This window comes from Burkholderia sp. 10_S31, from assembly GCF_056930375.1.
In genome coordinates this window covers 1,603,092-1,625,645 of record NZ_JBXOWK010000003.1, presented here as the reverse complement: position 1 = coordinate 1,625,645, position 22,554 = coordinate 1,603,092, and the positions used below count along the sequence as shown (strand labels likewise).

General features: G+C 68.2%; 24 protein-coding genes and 1 pseudogene. 8 read left to right on the top strand and 17 right to left on the bottom strand.

Annotation, left to right across the window (positions count from 1 at the left end; all coding sequences use genetic code 11):
* Window positions 1-20: 20 nt before the first annotated feature.
* Complete coding sequence (locus AC1Z3W_RS27580; RefSeq protein ID WP_057928936.1) at window positions 21-953, bottom strand: LysR family transcriptional regulator; 933 nt, start codon at window positions 951-953, stop codon at window positions 21-23.
* Between the two features lie 298 nt (window positions 954-1,251).
* On the opposite strand from AC1Z3W_RS27580, the gene AC1Z3W_RS27575 reads away from it, so the two are divergent.
* From AC1Z3W_RS27575 to AC1Z3W_RS27555, 5 genes are all read left to right on the top strand, one after another.
* The gene (locus AC1Z3W_RS27575) at window positions 1,252-1,716 is read left to right on the top strand and encodes a RidA family protein (RefSeq protein WP_057928970.1); all 465 of its coding nucleotides are present in this window, start codon (window positions 1,252-1,254) and stop codon (window positions 1,714-1,716) included.
* Between the two features lie 274 nt (window positions 1,717-1,990).
* Window positions 1,991-2,410 carry an organic hydroperoxide resistance protein gene (locus AC1Z3W_RS27570; RefSeq protein WP_057928937.1) on the top strand — a complete coding sequence of 140 codons (420 nt, stop codon included), beginning with the start codon at window positions 1,991-1,993 and terminating at the stop codon, window positions 2,408-2,410.
* A 67-nt stretch (window positions 2,411-2,477) separates the two neighbouring features.
* The gene (locus AC1Z3W_RS27565; protein ID WP_483508875.1) at window positions 2,478-2,804 is read left to right on the top strand and encodes a DUF4148 domain-containing protein; all 327 of its coding nucleotides are present in this window, start codon (window positions 2,478-2,480) and stop codon (window positions 2,802-2,804) included.
* 72 nt (window positions 2,805-2,876) lie between these two features.
* On the top strand, window positions 2,877-3,206 hold the full coding sequence (locus tag AC1Z3W_RS27560; RefSeq protein ID WP_124832989.1) for a DUF4148 domain-containing protein: 330 nt from the start codon (window positions 2,877-2,879) through the stop codon (window positions 3,204-3,206).
* A gap of 144 nt (window positions 3,207-3,350) precedes the next feature.
* Window positions 3,351-4,094 (top strand): GNAT family N-acetyltransferase, encoded by a 744-nt coding sequence (locus tag AC1Z3W_RS27555; RefSeq protein WP_175826860.1) that lies wholly within the window; start codon window positions 3,351-3,353, stop codon window positions 4,092-4,094.
* 101 nt (window positions 4,095-4,195) lie between these two features.
* Here the strand turns inward: AC1Z3W_RS27555 and AC1Z3W_RS27550 are convergent, their stop codons facing one another.
* The 7 genes from AC1Z3W_RS27550 to AC1Z3W_RS27520 form a co-directional block, all read right to left on the bottom strand.
* Complete coding sequence (locus AC1Z3W_RS27550; protein ID WP_057928940.1) at window positions 4,196-4,651, bottom strand: MarR family winged helix-turn-helix transcriptional regulator; 456 nt, start codon at window positions 4,649-4,651, stop codon at window positions 4,196-4,198.
* A gap of 125 nt (window positions 4,652-4,776) precedes the next feature.
* Window positions 4,777-4,920 carry a hypothetical protein gene (locus tag AC1Z3W_RS27545; RefSeq protein ID WP_175826861.1) on the bottom strand — a complete coding sequence of 48 codons (144 nt, stop codon included), beginning with the start codon at window positions 4,918-4,920 and terminating at the stop codon, window positions 4,777-4,779.
* On the bottom strand, window positions 4,917-5,288 hold the full coding sequence (locus AC1Z3W_RS27540) for a GFA family protein (protein WP_175826862.1): 372 nt from the start codon (window positions 5,286-5,288) through the stop codon (window positions 4,917-4,919). Before AC1Z3W_RS27540 ends, AC1Z3W_RS27545 begins: the two co-directional genes overlap by 4 nt.
* A gap of 181 nt (window positions 5,289-5,469) precedes the next feature.
* Window positions 5,470-6,570: an NAD(P)H-dependent flavin oxidoreductase gene (locus AC1Z3W_RS27535; RefSeq protein WP_124832990.1), complete on the bottom strand. Its 1,101-nt coding sequence runs from the start codon at window positions 6,568-6,570 to the stop codon at window positions 5,470-5,472.
* A gap of 281 nt (window positions 6,571-6,851) precedes the next feature.
* Window positions 6,852-8,111, bottom strand: coding sequence for an MFS transporter (locus AC1Z3W_RS27530; RefSeq protein WP_483508874.1), 1,260 nt, complete (start codon window positions 8,109-8,111; stop codon window positions 6,852-6,854).
* Window positions 8,108-9,313, bottom strand: a complete 1,206-nt coding sequence (locus tag AC1Z3W_RS27525; RefSeq protein ID WP_483508873.1) for a YbfB/YjiJ family MFS transporter — start codon at window positions 9,311-9,313, stop codon at window positions 8,108-8,110. The genes AC1Z3W_RS27530 and AC1Z3W_RS27525 overlap by 4 nt, the downstream gene beginning before the upstream one ends.
* Window positions 9,314-9,429: 116 nt before the next feature.
* On the bottom strand, window positions 9,430-10,356 hold the full coding sequence (locus tag AC1Z3W_RS27520; protein WP_057928944.1) for a LysR family transcriptional regulator: 927 nt from the start codon (window positions 10,354-10,356) through the stop codon (window positions 9,430-9,432).
* A gap of 143 nt (window positions 10,357-10,499) precedes the next feature.
* Between AC1Z3W_RS27520 and AC1Z3W_RS27515 the strand changes: the two genes are divergently transcribed.
* The gene (locus AC1Z3W_RS27515) at window positions 10,500-11,684 is read left to right on the top strand and encodes a hypothetical protein (RefSeq protein WP_483508872.1); all 1,185 of its coding nucleotides are present in this window, start codon (window positions 10,500-10,502) and stop codon (window positions 11,682-11,684) included.
* Window positions 11,685-12,129: 445 nt separating this feature from the next.
* Window positions 12,130-13,587, top strand: a complete 1,458-nt coding sequence (locus AC1Z3W_RS27510; RefSeq protein WP_124832993.1) for an MFS transporter — start codon at window positions 12,130-12,132, stop codon at window positions 13,585-13,587.
* A gap of 68 nt (window positions 13,588-13,655) precedes the next feature.
* Here the strand turns inward: AC1Z3W_RS27510 and AC1Z3W_RS27505 are convergent, their stop codons facing one another.
* The 5 genes from AC1Z3W_RS27505 to AC1Z3W_RS27485 all read right to left on the bottom strand — a co-directional run bounded on the left by AC1Z3W_RS27505 (window position 13,656) and on the right by AC1Z3W_RS27485 (window position 18,347).
* Window positions 13,656-14,549, bottom strand: coding sequence for a LysR family transcriptional regulator (locus AC1Z3W_RS27505; RefSeq protein ID WP_124832994.1), 894 nt, complete (start codon window positions 14,547-14,549; stop codon window positions 13,656-13,658).
* 131 nt (window positions 14,550-14,680) lie between these two features.
* The gene (locus AC1Z3W_RS27500; RefSeq protein ID WP_483508871.1) at window positions 14,681-15,508 is read right to left on the bottom strand and encodes an alpha/beta hydrolase; all 828 of its coding nucleotides are present in this window, start codon (window positions 15,506-15,508) and stop codon (window positions 14,681-14,683) included.
* A 255-nt stretch (window positions 15,509-15,763) separates the two neighbouring features.
* Window positions 15,764-16,147 carry a VOC family protein gene (locus AC1Z3W_RS27495; RefSeq protein ID WP_124832996.1) on the bottom strand — a complete coding sequence of 128 codons (384 nt, stop codon included), beginning with the start codon at window positions 16,145-16,147 and terminating at the stop codon, window positions 15,764-15,766.
* Window positions 16,148-16,172: 25 nt separating this feature from the next.
* Window positions 16,173-17,135 (bottom strand): hydroxymethylglutaryl-CoA lyase, encoded by a 963-nt coding sequence (locus AC1Z3W_RS27490; protein ID WP_483508870.1) that lies wholly within the window; start codon window positions 17,133-17,135, stop codon window positions 16,173-16,175.
* A gap of 21 nt (window positions 17,136-17,156) precedes the next feature.
* The gene (locus AC1Z3W_RS27485) at window positions 17,157-18,347 is read right to left on the bottom strand and encodes a CaiB/BaiF CoA transferase family protein (RefSeq protein ID WP_483508869.1); all 1,191 of its coding nucleotides are present in this window, start codon (window positions 18,345-18,347) and stop codon (window positions 17,157-17,159) included.
* A 272-nt stretch (window positions 18,348-18,619) separates the two neighbouring features.
* Here AC1Z3W_RS27485 and AC1Z3W_RS27480 point away from each other — a divergent pair.
* A pseudogene (locus tag AC1Z3W_RS27480) lies at window positions 18,620-19,324 on the top strand (NAD(P)-dependent oxidoreductase); the annotation flags it as partial.
* Window positions 19,325-19,503: 179 nt separating this feature from the next.
* Here the strand turns inward: AC1Z3W_RS27480 and AC1Z3W_RS27475 are convergent.
* From AC1Z3W_RS27475 to AC1Z3W_RS27460, 4 genes are all read right to left on the bottom strand, one after another.
* Window positions 19,504-19,716: a hypothetical protein gene (locus AC1Z3W_RS27475; protein ID WP_014897011.1), complete on the bottom strand. Its 213-nt coding sequence runs from the start codon at window positions 19,714-19,716 to the stop codon at window positions 19,504-19,506.
* Window positions 19,717-20,120: 404 nt separating this feature from the next.
* Window positions 20,121-20,558, bottom strand: a complete 438-nt coding sequence (locus AC1Z3W_RS27470) for a hypothetical protein (RefSeq protein WP_057928951.1) — start codon at window positions 20,556-20,558, stop codon at window positions 20,121-20,123.
* A 189-nt stretch (window positions 20,559-20,747) separates the two neighbouring features.
* Window positions 20,748-21,671 (bottom strand): ABC transporter permease, encoded by a 924-nt coding sequence (locus AC1Z3W_RS27465; RefSeq protein ID WP_175826867.1) that lies wholly within the window; start codon window positions 21,669-21,671, stop codon window positions 20,748-20,750.
* Window positions 21,671-22,543 carry an ABC transporter permease gene (locus tag AC1Z3W_RS27460; RefSeq protein ID WP_057928975.1) on the bottom strand — a complete coding sequence of 291 codons (873 nt, stop codon included), beginning with the start codon at window positions 22,541-22,543 and terminating at the stop codon, window positions 21,671-21,673. The genes AC1Z3W_RS27465 and AC1Z3W_RS27460 overlap by 1 nt, the downstream gene beginning before the upstream one ends.
* Window positions 22,544-22,554: the final 11 nt, after the last annotated feature.

Sequence of the window (22,554 nt, the reverse complement as noted above, 5' to 3'; positions counted from 1 at the left end):
GCCGGCGTGGCTGGACGCGGCTAGCGCGCCCGCTTGCCGGGCGCCTGCGCCAGATGTTCGATGAGAAAGTCGACGAAGACGCGCACGCGCGACGACAGATAGCGTGCATGCGGATACAGCAGCATGAACGGCCGCGATCGCCCGCCCTGGCCGGACAGCACCTCCTTGAGCGTGCCCTCCCGCAGATCCCGTTCGACGATGAAGCGATAGGTCTGGAACAGGCCCGCGCCGCTGCGTGCGAGCGTGACGCCGGCGAGGACGTCGCCCGACGCGCCGTAGCCGCCGGTGGTCGCGATTTCGATTTCCGCCGAGCCGTCGCTGAACAACCACGGAATCGGCCGGCCGCTGCTCGGGAGTTCGAACTGGATGCATTCGTGCATGTGCAGATCGTCGACGGCGCGTGGCATGCCGGCGCGCTTCAGGTAGCCGGGCGTCGCGACGACGACGAGTTCGGCATCCTCCAGCTTGCGCGCGACGAGGCTCGAATCCGCCGGTGCGCGGCCGCGGATCGCAAGGTCGAAGCCCTCCTCGGCGAAGTCGATGTTGCGGTTGCTCAGGTGCGTTTCGACCTGCACGTCCGGATAACGCTCGCGAAACGCGGGCAGCAGCGGCAGCACGCGATAGTGTCCGTACGGCGTCGGCATGCTGATGCGCAGCACGCCCGCTGGCGTCGCCTGCTGGCCCGTGGCTTCGCGCTCCGCGTCGACGAGTTGCGACAGCGCTGCACGGCATTGTTCGAAGTAGCGCCGCCCGGAATCGGTCAGGCGGATCTGCCGCGTCGTCCGTACGAACAGCCGTACGCCGAGACGCTCCTCGAGCCGCGCGACCGAGCGGCTGACAGCGGCCGGCGTGACGCTCGCAGCAGTCGCGGCGAGCGTGAAGCTGCCGAGTTCGGCTGCCATGCAGAACAGCTCGATGCTGCCGAGCAGGAGGTCGTCGAATTTTCGTTGCATGAGGGGGGGCTCCTGCCGTATCCGGTACTTCCATCGCGGGGCGTCGAGGCAACGAGTGTGCATGAATCCCGGGCGGGAAACCAGCGAACCGCGAGCGCGGCAGGCGGCACCGGGCGGCTTCGCCGGCGTGCGTTCGCATCGTTTCGTGCCGCGTGCGATTCGTTACATCGTGTGTCGAATCAATTGCGCAAACGATATTTACCGGCCCCGGCCGCCTCACTAGAGTGATCAACAGAGGTCCTGGCGCGCGATGCTTCCGCTGCGGCCGACCTATCAACCATTCCCGAAGGAGAACGCGATGACGATCGAACAAAAGCTGGCCGAACTCGGCTTTACGCTACCCGAACCGCCGCAACCGCTCGGCAGCTATACGGCCGTCAGCGAAGCCGGCAACCTGTTGTTCGTGTCCGGGCAACTGCCGCTCGTCGACGGCAAGGTTGCCTATACGGGCCGCGTCGGCGAACAATTGAGCGTCGATGACGGCCGGCACGCGGCGCAGCTCGCGGCGCTGAACGTGCTCGCGCAGATCCACCGGCACCTGGGCGGGTTCGACCGCCTGCATCACATCGTACGGGTCGAGGGCCACGTCGCGTCGGCCGACGGCTTCCACGGCCAGCCGACCGTGATCGACGGCGCTTCCGACCTGTTCGCCGCAGTGCTGGGCGACAAGGCGGGACACGCGCGCTCGGCCTTCTCCCAGCGGCAGTTGCCGGCCGACGCGGCCGTGATCCTGGTCGTGATCGCCGAAATTCGTCCGGTTTAATCAGGTTGCCGCCACCGAGGCAACGGCCATTCCGGCGGGCGTCTGCCCTGCCCGCCGTGAAATTTCCCCCTGCGCGTCGCCTTCTCAAAATAAGGGCTATATCACCGAAAGGCCTTGCCCCATAAGGCACGACGCAATCCAGATACATTGCAATACAAAATATCGCATACGATTTAATCGAATCCGCTTGACGGTGAGAGGTGCTTCGACGAAACTGCATCGCATGCGATCGAATCGCATCTGAGAAAGACCTTCCAACCTGACGGAGTGAAAGATGAGCAAGATCGAAAAAGTGCTGTACACGGGCAAGACGCACACGACTTCCGGCGGCCGCGACGGCTCGGCGCGCAGTTCCGACGGCCGTCTCGACATCCAGCTGTCGTCGCCGGGCAGCGCCGGCACGGGCACCAACCCGGAACAACTGTTCGCGGCCGGCTGGTCGGCCTGCTTCATCGGCGCAATGCAGCTTGCAGCGCGTGCGGCGAAGGTGACGCTGCCGGTCGACCTCGCGGTCGACGCCGAAGTGGACCTGGGCATGGGCGGCAACGCGTACTTCCTGCAGGCCCGCCTGAACGTGAGCGTGCCGGGGCTCGATCGCGACGTCGTGCAGCACATCGTCGATACCGCACATCAGACCTGCCCGTATTCGAAGGCGACGCGCGGCAACATCGACGTCGAGATTCGCATCGTCTGATGTGTTGCATCGGGCGGCCAGGCGCCGCCTTCACGAATGTCCTGCCATTTTCTTGTCGAGGTGAATGATGAAAACCCAACTGATCGCTGCCGTTCTCGTTGCCGTGTCCGCTGCCGTTGCCGCGCCGGCCTTTGCCAATGACGTCGTCGTGACGCGTGCTCAAGTGCGCGCCGAGCTCGTGCAACTGCAGCAAGCCGGCTATGAGCCGGGCCGTGCGAACGATCCGCACTATCCGGACGACCTGCAAGCCGCGCTGACGCGTATCGACGCGAACGGCACCGTCGCGGCCGACACGGCGACGTCCGGTTATGGCAGCGCCGCCGCCGCCGTCACGCAGTCGGGCAGCCGTTCCGTCACGCATGTCGCCGAGCGCTCGATCTACTTCGGCCATTGAACGAAACCGCGATCGGCGCCGATTGCCGGCGTGCCGCGCGCAACCTGAATACACGCTTTTCTATCGAGGTGAATGATGAAGACCCAACTGATTGCAGCCCTGCTCGTCGCCGTATCGGCTTCCGTGACCTCCCCGGCCTTTGCGGCCGACAGCACCGTGACGCGTGCGCAAGTGCGGGCGGAGCTGGCCGCGCTCCAGCAGGCTGGCTATCTGCCGAATCGCGCGAACGATCCGAACTATCCGGACAACCTGCAGGCAGCGCTGAAGCGGGTTCGCGACAACGGTGCGACGGTGGCCGACACGCAGGCAGCCGGTTATGGCGGCAACGCCGACGGCGCGACGCAGTCCGGCAGTCGCAGCACGATTCGCACGGCGGAGCGCTCGATCTATTCCGGACATTGAACGTCGCGACGAAATCGGCGATATCGTCCGTCAAATATGGCGCATGCGATGTAATCGTGTGCGCCTTTTTATTTTGCCTGCCAACCTGCGTCGGCGATCGCGTTTATGCTGTGCGGCGGACGGCCTTCAATCAAGGAGCGGGCAATGCGGGAAGCGACGACGGGGCATGAAGAAGGCGGGTCGCATCCGCTCGACAACGTCGTTTGGAATGCGCTCACCGGCGAGCAGCATTGTTTTGCACTCGGCGATGCGCTTGCGCGGCGATTCCCTCCGGCGCTTGCGCCGTTTGCCGGCATGGCCGAGCGCAGCGCGGGCGCGTTCGATGCGCTGCGCGCACTGATCGACGCGCACGGTCCGGCGGCACTGGTCACGCCGGACGAGATCCCGACGCCGGCCGGCTGTTCCGTGGTCCGGCGTGCGGTGCTGCATCAGATGATCTGGCAGGGAACGCTGGACGACGCGCATCCTCTGGAGCATGTCTGGTTGACGGACGCTGACGTGCCGGAGATGCTCGAGCTGATCGCGGCGACGGAACCGGGGCCCTTCGGCACGCGCACGATCGAATTCGGCGGTTATATCGGTGTACGCAGACAGGGCCGGCTCGTGGCGATGGTGGGTCAGCGGCTGAAGGCAGGCGACCATGCGGAGATCAGCGCGGTGTGCGTGGATGCCGCGTTTCGGGGCCAGGGCCTCGCGGCCGGGCTGATCCGCTCGTTGATCGCGACCATCCTCGCGCGGGCGGAAACGCCGTTCCTGCACGTGCTCACGTCGAATCACGTCGCGATCGAGCGCTATCGGGCCCTTGGCTTCGCGATGCGTCGCGACATGCATCTGCTGGTGTTGGGGCGCGAAGACGGCCGGACGGAGCAACCCGGGAGCAAGCCGTAAAGAGCCGGTGTGCCGGACCTGATCGCGGGCGACTTGCGGAAATGGCGAAGGAGCCGGCGAAAACACCCCGCCGGCTCGACATCGATGCTGAATCGGTTCGTCTACTCGTCGATCGAATCGATCAGGTTGCCGCGCAGCGTGACGATCGCCTTCTGCATCTTCGCGAATTCGTCGGGTTTCAACCCGGTGGCTTCGACCAGGTTCATGTCGAGCCCCTTCTCGCGCACGCGGCGGCCGCTTTTCGTCAGGCTCACGAGCACCTGGCGCTCGTCCGACGGATCGCGGTGTCGCTCCAGATAACCCATCGCCTCGAGCTTTTTCAGGATCGGCGTCAGCGTGTTCGATTCGAGGAACAGCTTCTCGCCGAGCTGCCCGACCGTCTGGTTGCCCTCCTCCCACAGCGCGATGATCGTGATGTATTGCGTGTACGTGAGACCGAGCTCCTCGAGGATCGGCTTGTATGCCTTGCCGAATGCGAGGTTCGTCGAGTAGATCGCAAAACACAGGAACTCGGACAGTTTCGGCGTGGCGGGCGATTGTGCTTCGGTTGGTTTCATGAGCGTCCTCCATCGACACGGGATCGGTCGCAGATGAGCGCATTATATATCGCGTGCGATCTTATCGGAAGCATGACTATCGCTTCCGATCAACAGGATGCGATATGTACGGTGTCTGCTCGCGCTCAGCCCCCGCCGACGTCGTTTCGACCGCGGCGGTTGCCGGTCCGCTGCCGGCTGATCGACAGCAGCGAGCACTGCACCGGATGCGCGATTTCGGTGGCAAGGCCGCCCGCGGCGAACAGCAGGATCATCAGCCAGCGTTTCATGCGTCCTCCACGACGGAAAGGCTCGCGCCGTCGGCGACTGCCGCGTCGAGCGCGTACGGATCGACGCCTTCGAGGCAGCCGAGATTGACGCGCCAGCACGCGGGATCCTTGCGCGTCTGGTGAAACGGATAGATGCCGCACCGGCTGCAGAAATAGTGGCGGGCCGTGTGCGTGTTGAAGCGGTAGCGCGTCAGTGCGCCCTCGCCCGCGACGATCTTGAGGTCGGCCGCATCGAACATCGGGCTCATCAGCGCGCCGCGGCGGCGGCAGAGGCTGCAGTTGCAGCGAACCGCCGGCGCAAGCGCGGTCCGGACTTCGAATTTCACGGCGCCGCAGTGGCAGGATCCGTAGAACCATGTCGCAGACATGTCGTGCTCCTCAAGTGGTCATGTCTGCTTTATAGCGGGCCCGGGCCCATGCGTTGTATCGCGCTGTATCCATGCGGCGCGCAGATACAGAACATTGCAATTTTGTTGCCGGCGATGTGCGTTGCGGTGGCGTTGCAGCGCATTTGCCAAGCGCCGGCATGTGTGGCACGCGGCCCGGGAATCAGTCCAGCACGTGCTGCAACCGCGCGATGGCCGCTCGCGTCTCGCGCTCGAGCGTCGCGAACAGTTCGGCAGCCGGCAGCGACCGGACGAGCGGTGCCGCTTGCCCCGCCCACTGCGCGCCGTAGCCGAACTCGCCTTTCGCCTTGGCGGCCGCATGCAGTGCCTTGCCGGCGTCATACGCGATCGGATAGGCCGGTGTGGCCGGTGCGTGCGGATCGTCGCCGAGCGCGGTCAGCCGATTCGCGATGCCGCGCGCGATCCGGCCGGAAATCGCGGTCGTGAACGTCGTGCGGTGCGCCGCGTTGCCGAGGATCGCGCGGCGATAGCCGTCGTCGATCGAGGTCTCCGGGCACGCGACGAACGCGGTGCCGAGCTGCGCGGCCTGCGCGCCGAGCGCGAGCGCCGCGGCGATGCCGTCGCCGTCCATGATGCCGCCGGCGGCGATCACCGGCAGCGCGCATTCGCGCACGAGCAGGCGCGTCAGCGCGAATGTGCCAAGCCGGTCGTCGTGCACCGTCGAGTCGAATACGCCACGGTGCCCGCCGGCCTCGATGCCCTGCGCGACGATCGCATCGATGCCGGCCGCGGCGATCTGCCGGGCTTCGTCGGGATTCGTCGCGGCCGCGAACAGCGTGATGCCCGCACGCTTCAACACGGCAATGGCCTCATCGGACGGCAACCCGAAATGAAAGCTCACGACCGCCGGCTTTTCTTCGACCAGCATCGCGAGCATCGCATCGTCCGCGACGAAGCTCGTGTAGATCTCCGACAGCGACACCGGTGGCGTCGCGCCCTGTTCGCGGAACGCCGGCGCGAGCCAGTCGAGCCACGCGCGTTCGACCGCTGCGTCGGCACGGGCCGGCTGGTGGCAGAACAGGTTGATGTTGAACGGCTGGTCAGTAAGTGCGCGCGTGTCGCGGATCATCTTGCGCGCGCCGTCGGCGTTCGTCGCGCCGACGCCGAGCGAGCCCAGCCCGCCCGCGTTCGATACGGCAGCCGCCAGCGCAGGTGTGCTGACACCGGCCATCGGCGCCTGGATGATCGGGGTGCGGATGCCGAGCGTGCGCAACAGCGTCCGGTTGTCGGTCGGTTGATTCATGTCGTTGTCTCCTGCAACGTCCGGGATCGGAATGCTGCGGCCAGAGCCGAAGCGGCTGGGTCAGGTTCGGCACGCGGCGCGTTCACGGCACGTCGCGTGCAGCCGGGCCGGTCATGCAAAAGCGATGGCGAATGCGGCGGCCGATCGGGCGTTGACGCCGGCTCGCGCGAGGCGCGATACGTTCGCGGATCGTCATGTTCGAACGGTGCGCGCAGCGGCTTCCCCGCAACTGCGCCCATGCTACGCCAGTCCGCCACCCCCCGGTTCGGCCCGCGCCGGCTTTATCGACTGCGTACGCGACAGGCGAGCCCCGCGCAGGCGGTCAGCAGCGCGGCCGTCACGAAGAATACCGAATGCAGACCGAGCGCGACGCCGATTTGTCCGCCGATCACGGGGCCGATCACCTGCCCGCAGAACTGCGCGGATTGCAGGTAGCCGAGCATCTGGCCCGTCGCGCGCTCGTCGACCGACTGGCGGACCAGCTTGCCGATCGCCGGCAGCAGCCCGGCGAGCGTCATCCCCATCAGCACCCGCAGTGCCGCGAGCTGCCACCAGTGCGTGACGAACGCCTGCGGCAGCATGGCGAGCGCGGTCAAAAGCAGGCAGCCGACGATCACGTTCCAGCTGCCGATCCGGTCGGCGAGCGCGCCGAGCCGCGCGGCGGTGAGCACGCTGCCGAGTGCCGAACAGGCCATCACGACGCCGGCGACGCGCGCCAGGTGACTGCCGTCCACGCCGAGCCCGCCGATGTAGACCGTGATGATCGGCTCGATCGACATGTTCGCGAGCAGCACCATCATCGCCGTCACAAGGAGCGCGGCGACCGCCGCGCGATCGGTGCGCCGTGCCGTGTCCGCCGTCGTTGCGCGGGCTTGTCGCGCCTGCGCGTCGGTGTCCGCGCGAAAGTCTTCCTTTACGATGAAGATCGTCAGCAGCGCGGCGACGGCGATCATCGCGCCCCCCGCGAAAAACGTCCCGCGAATGCCGAGCCAGCCCGGCAGCAGCCCGCCGACGAGCGGCCCGACCAGGTTGCCGGCGAGCGCACCGGTCGACAGGATGCCGAGCGCCCAGCCCGCGCGTTCGCGCGGCGCCTGGGTGCCGACCATCACGGTCGACGCCGACGCATAGCCGCCGACGAGCCCGGCGACGAGCCGCAGCGCAACGAGTTCCTGGACGTTATGCGCGACGCCGATCAGCGACATCACGACGGCCATCCCGAGCGCCGCGCGCACGAGCATCGGCTTGCGGCCGAAGCGATCCGCGAGACGGCCCCACAGCGGCGCGGTCACGGCCGTGCCGAGAAACGTCGCGCCGAACGCGACGCCCGACCATTCGATCACGGCCGACTGCGCGTCGACGCCGAGCTGCCGCACATACAGCGGCAGGAACGGCAGCAGCATGCTCAGGCTGACGAGCGTCGTGAACGAACCGAATACGCACACGGTGAGATTGCGCCGCCAGTAGCGCGCATTGCGTTCGGCGTAGCTTGCGGCGGACCGGCCGGAGAGCGCCGCGGCCGGTGCCTGGACGGTCGTGCTCATCGCGCCGTCGCCGTGCAGGCCACATCGACCACGAGCGCGAGCAGCAGCGCGGCGCCGCCGACGGCGAACAGGGTTTCGTAACGGCCGCCGCTCGATGCGAACAGGTACGACAGACCGTAGGCGGCCACCGCCTGCATGATCGCGAAGCTGGTCGTCGCGCTGCGCCATGCGCGTTTCGCGACCGACGGATGATGGGCGAGCAGTTCATTCACGCGTCCGAGTGCGAGCGGCACGATGCCGGGTGTGAACGCGCCGACCAGCATGCTCGATACGATCAGCGCGGCCGATCCCATCCCGAGCAGCGGCAGCACCACGGCGACGGCCTCGATCGCGAATGCGATGCGCAGCGCACGGCCGAAGCCGGCGCGATCGGCCAGATGCCCACACGCGAGCGGCCCGACGATCGCGCCGAGGCCGTACAGCACCCAGTACTGCGCGCCCGCGTCGACGCCCTTGCCGAGTCCGCGGGCCACGTAGTCGACGAGGAAGATCATGTGCGGGACGAGCCCGACCGCATTGAGACCGTACTCGACGTACAGCGCGCGCAGGCTGCCGGTCGGCAGGTTGCGCGCGTGTGCGGCAGACGGCGCGACGGCCGCGGCGGGCGGCGCATCGTCCGCCGGCCAGCCGTGCCACGCGACGGCGGTCAGCAGCAGCGACACGACCGCGAGCCCGAGCCATGTCGCGGCGAGCCCCTGCCGCAGCAGGATCGGCACGATCGTGCCCGACGCCGCGATGCCGAGACCGATCCCGGTGAAGATGCCGCCGCTCGCAAAACCGCGGCGCGCCGGCGGCACGTGCGCCAGGATCACGGGCGCGGCGAGCACCATCAGGGCACCGCCCGACAGGCCGGATGCGAAGCGCCAGACGAAGAACCACAGGAACGATACGGGCACCGCGCAGGCGACGAACGCAAGCGTCGCGAGCAGCATCATCGCGCGCAGCACGGCGGTCGAGCCGGCGCGACGCGCGAGTGCACCGGCGATCAGCGCGCCGGCCAGGTAACCGCCGAGGTTGGCCGCGCCGAGATAGGCTGCCGTCGCGGCGGGAAACCAGTGCGCGCCGATGATCGCGGGCAGCAGCGGCGTGTACGCAAATCGCGCCAGGCCGATGCCGATCAGGCTCGCGCTGGCGCCGGACACCGTGCCGCGCCACACGTTGAACGCGGGGGCATGCGGCCGGTCGAGAAGCGCTTGTTGCATGAGGACCTCCATTCGCTGGACGGCCGCACGTGCGTCCGTCGGTTGAAGGAAGTCTAAATTGAACCGGATATCGGGAGAATCCACGCGATGCGGAAGCCATTCTTCCGCAATGCGGTTCAATCTCCATCGGTGATGGTGGCCAGCCGGGCGAAGTGCTCGCGCAATCGCGGTGCGGCGAAATCGACGAATGTCCGCACCTTCGGCACCGACAGTCGTCCGTAAGGTGTGACGAGATGAATCGGCAGCGGCGCGTGCTCGCTGTCGCGCAGCACGATGCGCAGCGCGCCGTCCCGGACGTGCTCGGCGACGTGATACGAGAAAAGCCGCGTGACGCCGTGGCCGGCGAGCGCCGACGCGACTGCACCGCGGATCGTGTTGACGATGAAGCGCGGCGCGAATGGGACAACCTGCGGCAGCGCCGACTGGCCGGACGGCGGGAAGCTCCATGAATCGAGCCCGAAGTGCGTCATCGAGATGATCCGGTGCCGGGTGAGATCGGCCGGCGTGGTGATCGGCGGATGGTTCGCCAGATAATCGGGCGACGCGACGACGACGCGGCGCACCGTGCCGACCGGAATCGCGACGAGCGTCGAATCCGTCAGGTGCGCGATGCGCAGCGCGACGTCGATCCCCTCGTCGATCAGGCTCACGGGACGGTCGAGCAACTGCAGGCGAATCGACACGGCCGGATGGCGGTCGATGAATTCGTCGAGCAGCGCGCGCAGCACGTCCTCTCCCGCGGCGACCGGTGCGGTGACCGTCAGCAGGCCGCGCGGCGCCGAGCGTTCGTCGGCGATCAGCATGTCGGCTTCCTCGAGATCCGCGAGGATGCGGCGGCACGCTGCCGCGTAGCGTTCGCCGGCTTCGCTCAGGCGAATCGTCCGGGTGGTCCGGTACAGCAGCGCGGTGCCCGTGTGCGCCTCGAGAAACGCGATCGCGCGGCTGACCGCCGCCGGCGAACGGCCGAGACGGCGGCTCGCGCCCGCGAGACTGCCCTCGTCCAGCGTGGCGACGAACACCTTCATCGCATCGATTCGGTCCATGGCGTGCAGGTGTGCGCGAGTGGTCGTGTCATTGACGGGGAAAAGCAGCGAGCAGTCTACCGTACGCGCTCGGCGGCGGTTCGTCGGCCCCGCCGAGCCGCTTCGTGAAATACTTCGGCCACGCGTCCTTCCGGAACCCCGCGATGACCGAAATGCCTGCCGTGCCCTCGTTCCGTTGCCCGATCACGCGTTGCGCACTGACGTGCATCGCCGCGTTGCTGGCCGCCGGGCCGGCGACGGCCGCCTCTGCCGCGGATTCGCCGGGCGGGTCGCCTGCACCGGCCGCCCACGCCCCGCTACGCATCCTGTTCGTCGGCGACAGCCTCACGCACGGCCGTTACACGCCCGTGCGTTCGTACGGCGCGATGCGCACCGGCAGCCAGGCGGCCGACGGCACCGCTGAGGTGGCCGACGAAAACGTCGGGCAGACCGGTGCGCGCGCGGAACACGAGCCGGGTCCGTGGGGCGGAATTCCGGGCATCTTCGCGCGCCTTGCCGTCGAAGCCGGGCTCGACTATGAGGTTCACCTCGAGGCGATGTCGGCGACGAGTCTCGCGAAGCATGACCGTGTTGCATCGGACGTGATCGACCGGCCCACCTGGGATGTGGTCGTCCTGCAGGAACTGAGCGCGAAGCCGCTGCCGTTCGCGCTCACGCACAGCCGCGCAAGCGATCCGGCCGGTTTCTGCGCGAGCGTCGCGAAGCTGGCGCGCGGCATTCGTGCGGCGGCGCCGCGAGCGCGGGTCTATCTGTATGAAACCTGGCCGCGCGCCGATCTCGCGAAAGCGCTCGCCGGCGAGCCGGGCAGCGACGGTTTTCGCGCACGTTACGCCGATCGTCTCGCCGATCTGGTCGCCGCGTATCGCGATGCATACGAAGGCGCGCGCCGCGCCGATCCGTCGATCGTGGCAGTCGCACCGGTCGGACGCGCGTGGCAGCGCGCATGGTCGACCGGTGTCGCCGATCCCGACCCGTATGCGCCGTCCGGCGCGCCGCTGCTGTGGTACGGCATGCGCGCGCAGAACGACCCGCCGATCTCGCGGCCCGACTATCTGCATCCGGGCGTGCCGGGCGCTTACCTGAGCGCGCTCGTGCTGTTCCAGCAGATCGCCGGTGTCGACGTCCGCACATTCGGCCCACGGGAGCACGCGGCCGCGCAACTCGGCATCGCGCCCGATCTGGCGGCAAGGTTGCAGGCCGTTGCGTCCGATACGGTCCTGGGTGAACGGGCCGACGCCGATGCCGGTGCTGGTGCTGGTGCTGGTGCTGGTGCCGGTGCCGGCGCGACCACGACGGCCGGACGTTCCGATCCGTGCGCGTCGCCATGAATGGCGACGATCGCGCCTTGTGAGTCACATCGATCGCTAGACGCTGACGAGTGCGGGAACCGAAGCCCGCCGATCCGTTGAGCGGCGCCGGGCGACGCTGTCGATACCGAGCCGCGCGGTATGGCTTCCCCCGATCGCCGAATGGGCGCCACACCGCTCATGGTTTTCCCTGCCACTGCGTTCCCGCAGCCGCCATCGTCCCGCCCGACGCCCGTCCCGCGGGCGTTGCGCAGCCTTTCTGCGCAGGAAAGGATGCTTGAAGCATCCGCAATTATCGCGCCGCGCAAATTCGCCCACCATGTTTCGGACGATCGGCGCCACCCGCGCATCCGGCCTTTCGCGGGCGTGGCGGGCACGTGTGCGTCGCGTCGCGCGGCCGGAGCCGCAAGGCCGGTCGCGAACGGCCGGGCGTCGCGCCACGGCAAATCGATAATCAGGAGACACGATGAACAGCCAATCCCTCAACCTTGGCGGTACCGCGGGCGCGCCCGCATCCGCCGTACCGCCCGCGGCCCGGGCCGGCGCCGATGCGACCACCCTTCCCGCCCGCGGCATCACGCTCGGCGAATTCATGGACGACCTGCCGGTCGGTGCGCTGCACCGGTTCGTCGTCTGGGTGATCGGCATCGGGCTGTTCTTCGACATGTACGAGATCTTCCTCGTCAGCACGATCGGTTCCGCGCTGCAGAACGAATACGGGCTGAGCCGGCAAAGCGCCGATTTCAAGCTGCTGCTGGCATCGGCATTCATCGGGATGTTCGTCGGCGCGATGTGTCTCGGCAGCCTCGCGGACCGCATCGGCCGGCGCAAGGCGTTCCTGCTGACGCTCGTCTGGTACAGCGCGTTCTCGCTGATCGGCGCGTTCTCGGTGAATGCCGACATGCTGGTCGCATGCCGGTTCCTGACGGGCATCGGCGTCGGGGCGATTTACCCGGTCGCCGACAGCTTCCTGTCGGAAATCCTGCCGAAGGACAAGCGCGGGCGGCTCGCCGCGTGGGCCTATACGACTTCGTATGTCGCGGTGCCGCTGGTCGGCTTTCTGGCGCTATGGCTGAACCCGCTGCACATCGCGGGCGTGGCCGGCTGGCGCATCATCCTCGCGATCGGCAGCCTTGGTGCCGTGTACGTGCTGGTGGTCCAGCAGCGGCTGCCCGAAAGCCCGCGCTGGCTGCTCGCGCAGGGCCGCACGGCTGACGCGCATGCCGCCGCGCGGCGCTTCGCGGACAGCGCCGGCGTGCGTGTGCCCGAGCAGTTCGCGGCGTCGGCCGAACCGCAGCGCCCGCTGAGCCTCGGCGAGCGCATCGCGCTGCTGCGCCGCCGGCCTTATGGCACGCGCTACCTGATGCTCGCCGTGTTCCACCTGTTCCAGGGCTTCGGTTATTACGGCTTCGGCACGCTCGCGGGCACGGTCGTCAAGAGCCGCGGTTTCGACGTGACGGACAGCACGCTGTTCATTGCACTGTCGTTCATCGGCTATCCGATCGGCTCGCTGCTGTCGATTCCGCTGTTGAACTGGATCGAGCGCCGCACGCTCGTGATCGTGTCGATCCTGTCGATCGCAGCGTTCGGGCTGTGCTTCGCGTACTCGGGCAATACGGTGCTGATCGTCTGCTTCGGTTTCCTGACGACCTGCGCGTCGAACGTGTTCAGCAACGCGTATCACGTGTACCAGGCGGAGATCTTCCCGGCGCGCGTACGCTCGACCGCGATCGGCAGCACGTACGCACTGTCGCGCATCGTGAGCGGCGTGCTGCCGTTCGTGCTGCTGCCGGTGCTGGCCGAACACGGCGCGGGGGCGATGTTCGGCGTGATCTCGGTTGCGCTTGGTATCGTCGCCGTCACGTTGCGCGTGCTCGGGCCGCTGACCACGCGGCGCAGCCAGGACGACATCAATCCGGTCTGACGCGGCGACCGGCACGGGGCGTGCGAATGCGTGCCCCGTGCATCGCGCGTGCGGCGCGTTCCGCTTGTTCAGCGCGCCGACATGAAATCGAACAGCTTCGCGATGTCGGTGGTCAGCACGCTGCCGGCCTTCACGCCGACCCACAGCGTGCGCGTCGCCCACGCATCGTCGAGCTTCACGACGCCGAGCCGCGCCGCGCGCTCGCCGGTCACCGCATCGCGCGGCAGCACGCCGATCCCGAGCCCGGCCTCGATCATGCGGCTCACGCCATCGAAATTCGATACCTGGATGCGCAGCTTCAGCGAGCGCTCGGCCGCGAACGCGGCGTCGGTCATCCGCGCGAGCAGCGAACTGCCATCGCTCAGGCCGACGTAGTCTTCATCGAGCGTATCCGCGAAGCGGATGCTGTCGAGCGCGGCGAAGCGATGCCCGCGCGGCACGAGCAGCACGAGCTCGTCGCGCCGGTACAGCCGGCGGTCGATGCCGGGCGCCGGCACGTTGTCCGCGAACACGCCGAGATCGGCCTTGCCGGACGCGAGCGCGTCGACGATCTCGTGGCTCAGCCGCTCCTCCAGACTGACCTTGATGCCCGGATTGTCGGTGAGAAACGCGGCGAGATCGGCCGGCAGGAACTGGACGATGGCCGACGTATTGGTCCACACGTGAATGTGGCCGCGCACGCCGGCGACGTAGTCGCTCATCTCGTGCGCCATCCGGTTGACCTGCTCGATCACCTTCGCCGCATGGTCGAGCAGCGCGCGGCCCGCGGGCGTCAGCTCGACGCCGCGCGCATGCCGCACGAACAGCGCGCTGCCGGTCACGCCTTCGAGCTCGGCGATCCGCTTGCTGACCGCGGACAGCGTGAGCTGGCCGTGTTCGGCCGCCTTGGTCAGGCTGCCGTGCTCGGCGACGAGCGCGAACACGCGCAGCGACTGCAGATCGAAATGAAGCGGGTTCACCATGATGAGGGTCCTGGGGAAAGCCGTGCGGCGCGGGCGAACGGCGCCGGATCGGCCTGATGCCGATCATACGCCCGGCCGCGCGCGGCGCGAACGGGTGTGAACGGGTAGCGAATGCGTGCAATACGACGCGGTCAGCGTGGCGCGATCGCCTGCAACGCGGCGAGCATCGCGCTATCGGGTTTCGCGAGATCGTCGAGCACCGTGAAGTGCCGCATGCAGGGCAGCCATGCGCGCGCGATCCGTTCGCCGGCCGCCTCGCATGCGTCCGCGTATTCGTGCGCCTGGCGCACGAGCTCGGGCAGCTCGGCCGCGCCGACCGCGACGACGGTCGGCGCGCCGGGCCCGACATGACGCAGCGGGCTGTACGCGGCGATTTCCTGTTGGGTCAGATTCAGTTTGTCGTCGAGCACGCAGAGCGAGATCGGTTCGAGATCGACGAGCGGGCTGATCGCAAGCGCCGATACGACGCCCGGATGCGCGCGATGCACGGCCGTCAGGTGGCCGCCGGCCGAGTGGCCGCTCAGGTGGATCGGCCGGCCAGCGGTGCCGATGCGGTCGGGATCGGCCGCGAGACGGTCGAGCAGCGCGCCGATCTCGCCGACGATGTCGGTCATCGACGCGGCCGGCGCGAGCGTGTATTCGGCGAGCACGACGTCGAAGCCGCACGCGAGCGGCCCGGCGGCCGCATACGCGAAATCCTCCTTCGCGCAGTGCTGCCAGTAGCCGCCGTGAATGAACACGAACAGCGGCGCGTCGGGCCGCCCGCAGCGCAGCCAGTCGAAACGCTGCGCGGGGCCCGCGCCGTAACGCAGGTCGCGTTGCCCGGACGTCGCATCGTAGAGCGCCCTGCTGCGTGCCTGGCAGGATGCGAGCACGGCCGGGAAATCGGGAATGGCCTTCGTGTTCAGGTAGGCGGCGTCGAGCGCCGCGCGGTCCATGCCGCGATAAAGGATCGTCATTCGGGAAGCGCCTGGATCGGATTGCGGATACGCGGGACGTTCGCGGTGCCCGCTGCGATGGCGACGGACGGGCCGACGCTGTCGCACCATTATCCGCAGCGTGACCGGGGCCGGCTATCCGGAATCGGCGGGTGCGGCGCGCATCTGTCCGCTTTCGGCGGCGGACTGTCGCGCGGCGGGCGCCGCGTGCCGGCGCATGCGCGAACGGACGGACCGGCGCGATGAGACGGCACGACGACCACCACGCGAAGCCACTCAGATCAACTCGGAAATCTCGATCAGATTCAGGTCCGGGTCGCGCACGTACACCGACCGGATCTTCTGCGTCGCGCCGGTGCGCTCGACGGGCCCTTCGACGATCGGCCATTCGACGCGTTGCAGATGCGCGATCACGTCGTCGAGCGGCACCGACGCGATGAAGCACAGGTCGAGCGCGCCGGGCACCGGCACGTGCGCCTTCGGCTCGAACTCCGCGCCGCGCACGTGCAGGTTGATCTTCTGGTTGCCGAAGCGGAACGCGAGCCGGCCCGCACCGAAGGTCTCGAGCTGCATCTGCAGCACTTCCGTATAGAAATGCTTCGTCCGCTGCGGATCGACGCAGGTCAGCACGAGGTGGTCGAGGTGGTCAATCAGCGCCATGTGATTTGCTCCTGTTCACGGCTGTTCACGAGAAAGCCCGCTGCGCCGGCATGCTGCCGGCTTCGGCGCGCGGCGGCGGATGAAGGTCCGAGCGGCGCCCGGCCTTCAGGATCTGGCTCGGCACGTCGTGTCCGATCAGCGCGGGCAGCCGTGCGGCCGCGGCGAGCACGGCCGCGAGGTCGACGCCCGTATCGTAGCCGTCGAGTTCGAGCATGTGCACGAGCTCCTCGGTACACGCGTTGCCGGTCGCGCCCGGCGCGTACGGACAGCCACCGAGCCCGCCGAGCGACGCGTCGAAGCGGTCGATGCCGGCGTCGAGCGCGGCGAGCGTGTTCGCGAGCGCCATCCCGCGCGTGTTGTGAAAGTGCAGCGTGAGCTGCAGCGCGCCGAAGCGCTCGCGTGCGCGCTCGGCCAGCGCGCGCACCTGCGACGGATATGCCATGCCGGTCGTGTCGCATAGCGTGAAGCCGTGCACGCCGAGATCCGCGAAGCGCTGCATCCACGCCAGCACGGTTTCGTCGCGCACGTCGCCCTCCATCGGGCAACCCATCGCGGTCGACAGCGACACGTTGAGCGCGACGCCCGAGCCGCGCACCGCATCGATCACGTCGCGCAGCTGCGCGAACGACTGCTCGCGCGTCATCCGCAGGTTCGCGCGGTTGTGACTTTCGCTCATCGACATCACGAGGTTCACCTCGTCGACGCCGCACGACAGCGCGCGTTCCGCGCCGCGCACGTTCGGCACGAGCACCGTATAGACGACGCCCGGCGTGCGCACGATGCCGTGCATCACGGCCTCCGCGTCGCGCAGCGCGGGGATCGCCTTCGGCGACGTGAACGACGTGACCTCGATCTTCGCGTAGCCGCATGCACTCAATGCGTCGACGAGCGCGATCTTGTCGTCGGTGTCGACGAACGCCGCTTCATTCTGGAAACCGTCGCGTGTGGCGACTTCGTGGATGTAGAGTCGTTGGAGATGCTTGCTCATGTCGTCGTCCCGGTGGTCGGTTCAGATCACGCCGCGCGTGCGCCAGTCGTCGCGCGTCGCGGCATCGATGCCGATGGATTCGAGTACCGCGTCGGTATCGGCGCCGAGCGCGGGTGCGGGACGCTCGATGCGTCCCGGCGTCGCGCCGAGTTTCGGCACGATGCCCGGCACGAGCACGGGCGTGCCATCGGGCAGCGCCGCGTCGACGATCATGTCGCGCGCGCGGTAATGCGGATCGGCCGCGATGTCCGCGACGTCGTAGATGCGCCCGGACGGGATGCGCGCGTCGTTCAGTGCAGCCAGCACGCCGTCGAGGTCGTGCCGCGCGCTCCATTCGCCGATCGCCGCATCGATGCGCGCGACCTGCGCGACGCGCCCGTCGTTGTGCGCGAGCGCCGGATCATTGCCGAGATCGGGCCGCCCGATCAGTTCCATCAGGCGCCGGAAAATGCTGTCGCCGTTGCCGGCGATCAGCGCGTACTTGCCGTCGCGGCAGCGGTACGCGTTGGTCGGCGCGATGCCGGGCAGGCTGCTGCCGGCCGCCTCGCGCACCGCGCCGAACGCCGAGTACTCGGGCAGCAGGCTTTCCATCATGTTGAACACCGATTCGTACAGCGCGACGTCGACGACCTGCCCCTTGCCGCCCTGCTGCTCGCGATGGCGCAGCGCGAGCAGGATGCCGATCACGCCGTGCAGCGCCGACAGCGAATCGCCGAGCGACACGCCGACGCGCACCGGCGTGCGGCCCTGTTCGCCCGTCAGGTGCCGCAGGCCGCCCATCGCCTCGGCGATCACGCCGAAGCCCGGCCGGTCCCGATACGGGCCGGTCTGGCCGAAGCCCGACACGCGCAGCATCACGAGCCCGGGGTTGATCGCGGACAGCGTCTCCCAGCCGAGCCCCCAGCCTTCGAGCGTGCCGGGCCGGAAGTTCTCGATCAGCACGTCGGTCTCGGCGACGAGGCGGCGCACGACGTCCTGCCCTTCGGGGGTGCGCAGGTCGAGCGCGAGCGAGGTCTTGTTGCGCGACTGGGCGGCCCACCAGACCGACGTGCCGTCGTGCAGCAGCCGCCATTTGCGCAGCGGATCGCCGACGCCGGGCGGCTCGACCTTGATCACGTCCGCGCCGAATTCGGCGAGCATCCGGCCCGCGAACGGCCCGGCGATCAGTTGGCCGAGTTCCAGCACGCGGATTCCGTCCAGGGGTCGCGTCATGTCTGTCTCCGATGAAATCGTGTTGTCGATGACGGCGATCATGACGGCGTTCGCGCCCGGCGAAAATCGATCGATGCTCAACCAGCCTTTCCCGAACGGAAAGGCATGCAAGGCGGTGAATCAGGAGACGCCGCGCCGCTCCACATGCGATGGAGCGCCGGCCTTTCCATGCGGGAAAGCGCACTCGCGCAACGATCAAGCCCGATCCCGCGCGCCGTCGGCAGAATCATTGCCGTTGCGCGCCCGCCGGGCGCCCGTCAGCGAGGCCCGCCATGTTTTCCAGCTGTTCACCCGCGAAGATCGTGTTTCTCGACCGCGCGACGCTGTCGCCGCAGACCGTGCTGAAGCCGTTCCCGTTTCCGCACACGCTCCAGACCTTCGAACGGACGGCCCCGCACGAAGTGGCCGCGCGCATCGGCCACGCGGACATCGTCGTGACCAACAAGGTCCGGCTCGACGCGGCGATGCTCGACGCCGCGCCGCATATGCGGATGGTCGCGATCGCCGCGACGGGCACCGACATCGTCGACCTCGACGCGTGCGCGGCGCGCGGCATCGTCGTCAGCAACATTCGCGGGTATGCGGCGCGCACGGTGCCCGAGCACACGTTCGCGCTGATCTTTGCCTTGCGGCGCAGCCTCGTCGCGTATCGCGATGCGGTGCGCGCGGGACGCTGGCTCGACAGCGGACAGTTCTGCTTCTTCGATCATCCGATCCGCGATCTGGCCGGCTCGACCCTCGGGATCGTCGGCGACGGCGTGCTCGGTCGGGCCGTGGCCGCCATCGCGCGTGCGCTCGACATGCGCGTGCTGTTCGCCGCGCACGGCGATGCGCGGGGCGGCGACCATGTGCCGCTCGACACGCTGCTGCGCGACAGCGACGTGATCACGCTGCATTGCCCGCTCACGCCGGCGACCCGGAACCTGATCGACGCGGCCGCCTTCGCGCGGATGGCACGCCGGCCGTTGCTGATCGACAGGAAGACGCGTTGCGGGCAGGACGCCGCAGCGGAATCGGAGAATCGGGGAAGCGATGGTCAGGCGACGCGCGACCGGAACCGGTGCGCGCGAGTGCGCGATGCGCGCCGCCGGCGCGTGTCGGCCATCGGCCGCGCGTCGGCGGGAATCAGCGGGAATGCGTCAGCGGGAGGCGGGGCTCAGTAAGCGGACATCTCGACGCAAGGATCGACCTTGGACGGCGAGCAGATGACCGAATACTTGGCGCTTTCGCGCATCAGCGCTTCGCCTTCGTGCAGCGCGATCTTGATCTCGGGATGACGCTCGTACGCGAGGAATGCGGAGCAGACGACCGCGGACATCACGACGAGGGAAAATACAAACTTTTCAAGGGATTGGAAACGTTCGGGCATGGTTCGACCTTTCTTCTAGGCCGTGATTATAGCGCGAATTAAGGGTTTTCCCTATATGTCGGTCCGCATACCGGGGATGGGGTCGATCGATATCCGGCCGCGTTTGCCCCCTTTTTCTCTGCTCACGCCATCCGTGCCGCCGACGCGCATGTCGAGCAATCGTGCGGGATTGGCGGATGCCGACGGCTCGACCGCGTCAGGTCGCCCGGCGCAGACCGCACCGATGACGGTGCGGTCGGTGGCGGCCGCCGACCGCAGCGTGACCCGCACGGCGGCACGCGGGCCGTTGCCGCCATGGTCAGCGGTTCGCCGGGCGTCGGTGTCGGAATAAGGACGGTGCGGCCCCCGCTCGCCGGGACCGTACTCGGAAGGAAGAAAGCGCGACGAAGCCCGTCGCGCACGCGTTACTGCGGCGCCGACGCGCCGCTGGCCGCATTGCCCGGCCACGCCTTGCCGATCCTGTCGATCAGCGACTTGGCGGCGCCCGTTGCGATCGCGGCGTCGACGCCCGAGGTCTGCCACGAACCGTCGGCGGCCTTGACGAAGGTGAGGTTCGCGCGCGACGGCGCGTAATCGCTGTTGCGCCACGTGACCACGACGTTGCACGTATAGGTGCGTTCGCCGACCTTCTTGCAGTCGCCGTCGGGCTTCGCCGAGATCACGTCGGCCGACACGGGCAGCGGCTGGCCGAACAGCGCGTTCAGGCCGCCGTGGTTTTCCGCTTCGAGCGCGCGGCGCACCGCGGCGTCGACGTCGCTCGATCCGGGGCCGTCGTGGAGCAGGTTGCAGGCGGTGAGCAGCGTGGCGGCACAGCCGAGCGTCAGCAGCGTGGGAAACTTCATGGCACTCCGTGAATCCGGTGAACGTCGGGCGGCATGCTGCGATGCGAGTGAACGCATCACCGATGCCGGTACGCCGCGTAGTCTGCAACGTCCGCGCGTCGTTCGCGGTATCCATTTGTAACCAATTGCACGGATGCGGGCGGCCGAACGGACGGCCCGTGCGCCGCGCCCCGCCGCTGGTGTCCGCGCTTACTGCCGCTCCTGCTTCACGCGGCTGACCAATTGCGTCGGGCTCACGAACTGCAGCGCGATCACGACCCACACGAGCGTGATGGCCATGTAGATCATCGCCATCGCGTCGATCGACTGCGGCGCGCGCACGCCGGTCGAGAACACCGCGTAATACAGCGCGACGACGAGCGTCTGCGTGCTCGGGCCCGCGGTGAAGAAGGTCAGCTCGAACATCCCGATCGTGCGCACCAGCACGAGCAGCCCGGCCGCGAGCATGCCGGGCACCAGCAGCGGCAGCAGCACGTAGCGGAAATAGCGCCACGTGTTCGCGCCGAAGATGCGCGCGGCGGCCTCGAGATTCGGGTCGATCTGCTCGATGAACGGCGTCATCACGAGGATCACGAACGGCAGCGCCGGCACGAGATTCGCGAGGATCACGCCCGGCAGCGTGCCGGCGAGCCCGACCTTGTACATCACGGTCGCCATCGGAATCCCGTACGTGACGGGCGGCACCATCAGCGGCAGCAGGAATACCAGCAGCGCGAAGCGCTTGCCGCGGAACCGCACGCGCGCGAGCGCATAGGCGGCCGGCACGCCGAGCGCGACCGACAGCAGCACGACCGCGCCGACCACTTCGAGCGTCACCCACAGCACGCTCGCGAGCTGGAAGTCTTCCCACGCTTTCGCGTACCAGTGCAGCGTGAAGCCCTGCGGCAGCGGCGTGCCGAACCAGCGCGTCGCGACCGAGTTCACCGCGACGGTCGCGATCAGCAGCATCACGTTCAGCAGGAAGAACGCCATCAGCCCCCAGACGAGTGCCTTCCAGGCCCGGCCGGCGAGGCTGCTTCTCATCTTCCGCGGTGTCCTCGCGTTGACGGGGCGTGCATCGGGCGCGTCCTGCTTCGGCGGCCAGGCCGGCGCGGCATGATTGTCGGTCGCCATCAGCCCTTGCCCCCTGTCACCGGCCCCGTATAGAAGAAGCGGCGCGCACCGAGCATCGACGCGACCACCAGCAACTGCACGAAACCCATCACGATCGCGATCGCCGATGCGAGCGAATAGTCGTAGCTCTCGAACGCGGCTTCGGCCGCCGCGATCGAGATCACGCGCGTCGGCCCGGCCGGCGCGCCGAGCAGCACGGCCGACGGGAACACCGAGAACGCCTGCACGAACGACAGGCACGCGGCCATCGTGAGCCCCGGCACGAGCAGCGGCAGGTAGATCTGCCGGAACTGCTGCCACGGGTTCGCGCCGAGCGTGGCCGCGGCGCGCGCGAGCGTCGGGTCGATGCCGCTGATGTATGACAGCATCAGCAGGAACGCGAACGGAAAGCCCGACACGATCAGCGACAGCAGCACACCCCAGTAGTTGTGCGTGAGGCGCACTTCGTCGGTGTACAGGTGCAGCCCCTGCAGCGCCTGCGGGAACCAGCCGTTCGGGCCGAAATACGTGAGCATCCCGTCGGCGACGAGCACCGTGCCGAGCGTGACCGGAATCACGAGCAGCGTCGTGACGAACTTCTGGTACGGCGAGTTGCGGCGCAACGCGAACGCGACGGGCACCGAGATGCCGACGTTGAGCAGCGTCGCCGGCACCGCGAGCTTCAGCGTGACGAGCACGGTCGGCCACATCGCGGTGTCGGTGAAGAACTGCACGTAGTTCGCGAGCGCGCCGCCGCCGTTCATCGGCTGGAACGACAGCACGAGGCCGTAGGCGAACGGATAGATGAACAGCGCGACGATGAACGCGAGCGCGGGCGTGACGAGCCATGCCTTCGCGTCGCGCGGCGTGCCGCCGGTCGCGAGCGTGCTCATGCGGCCTCCCG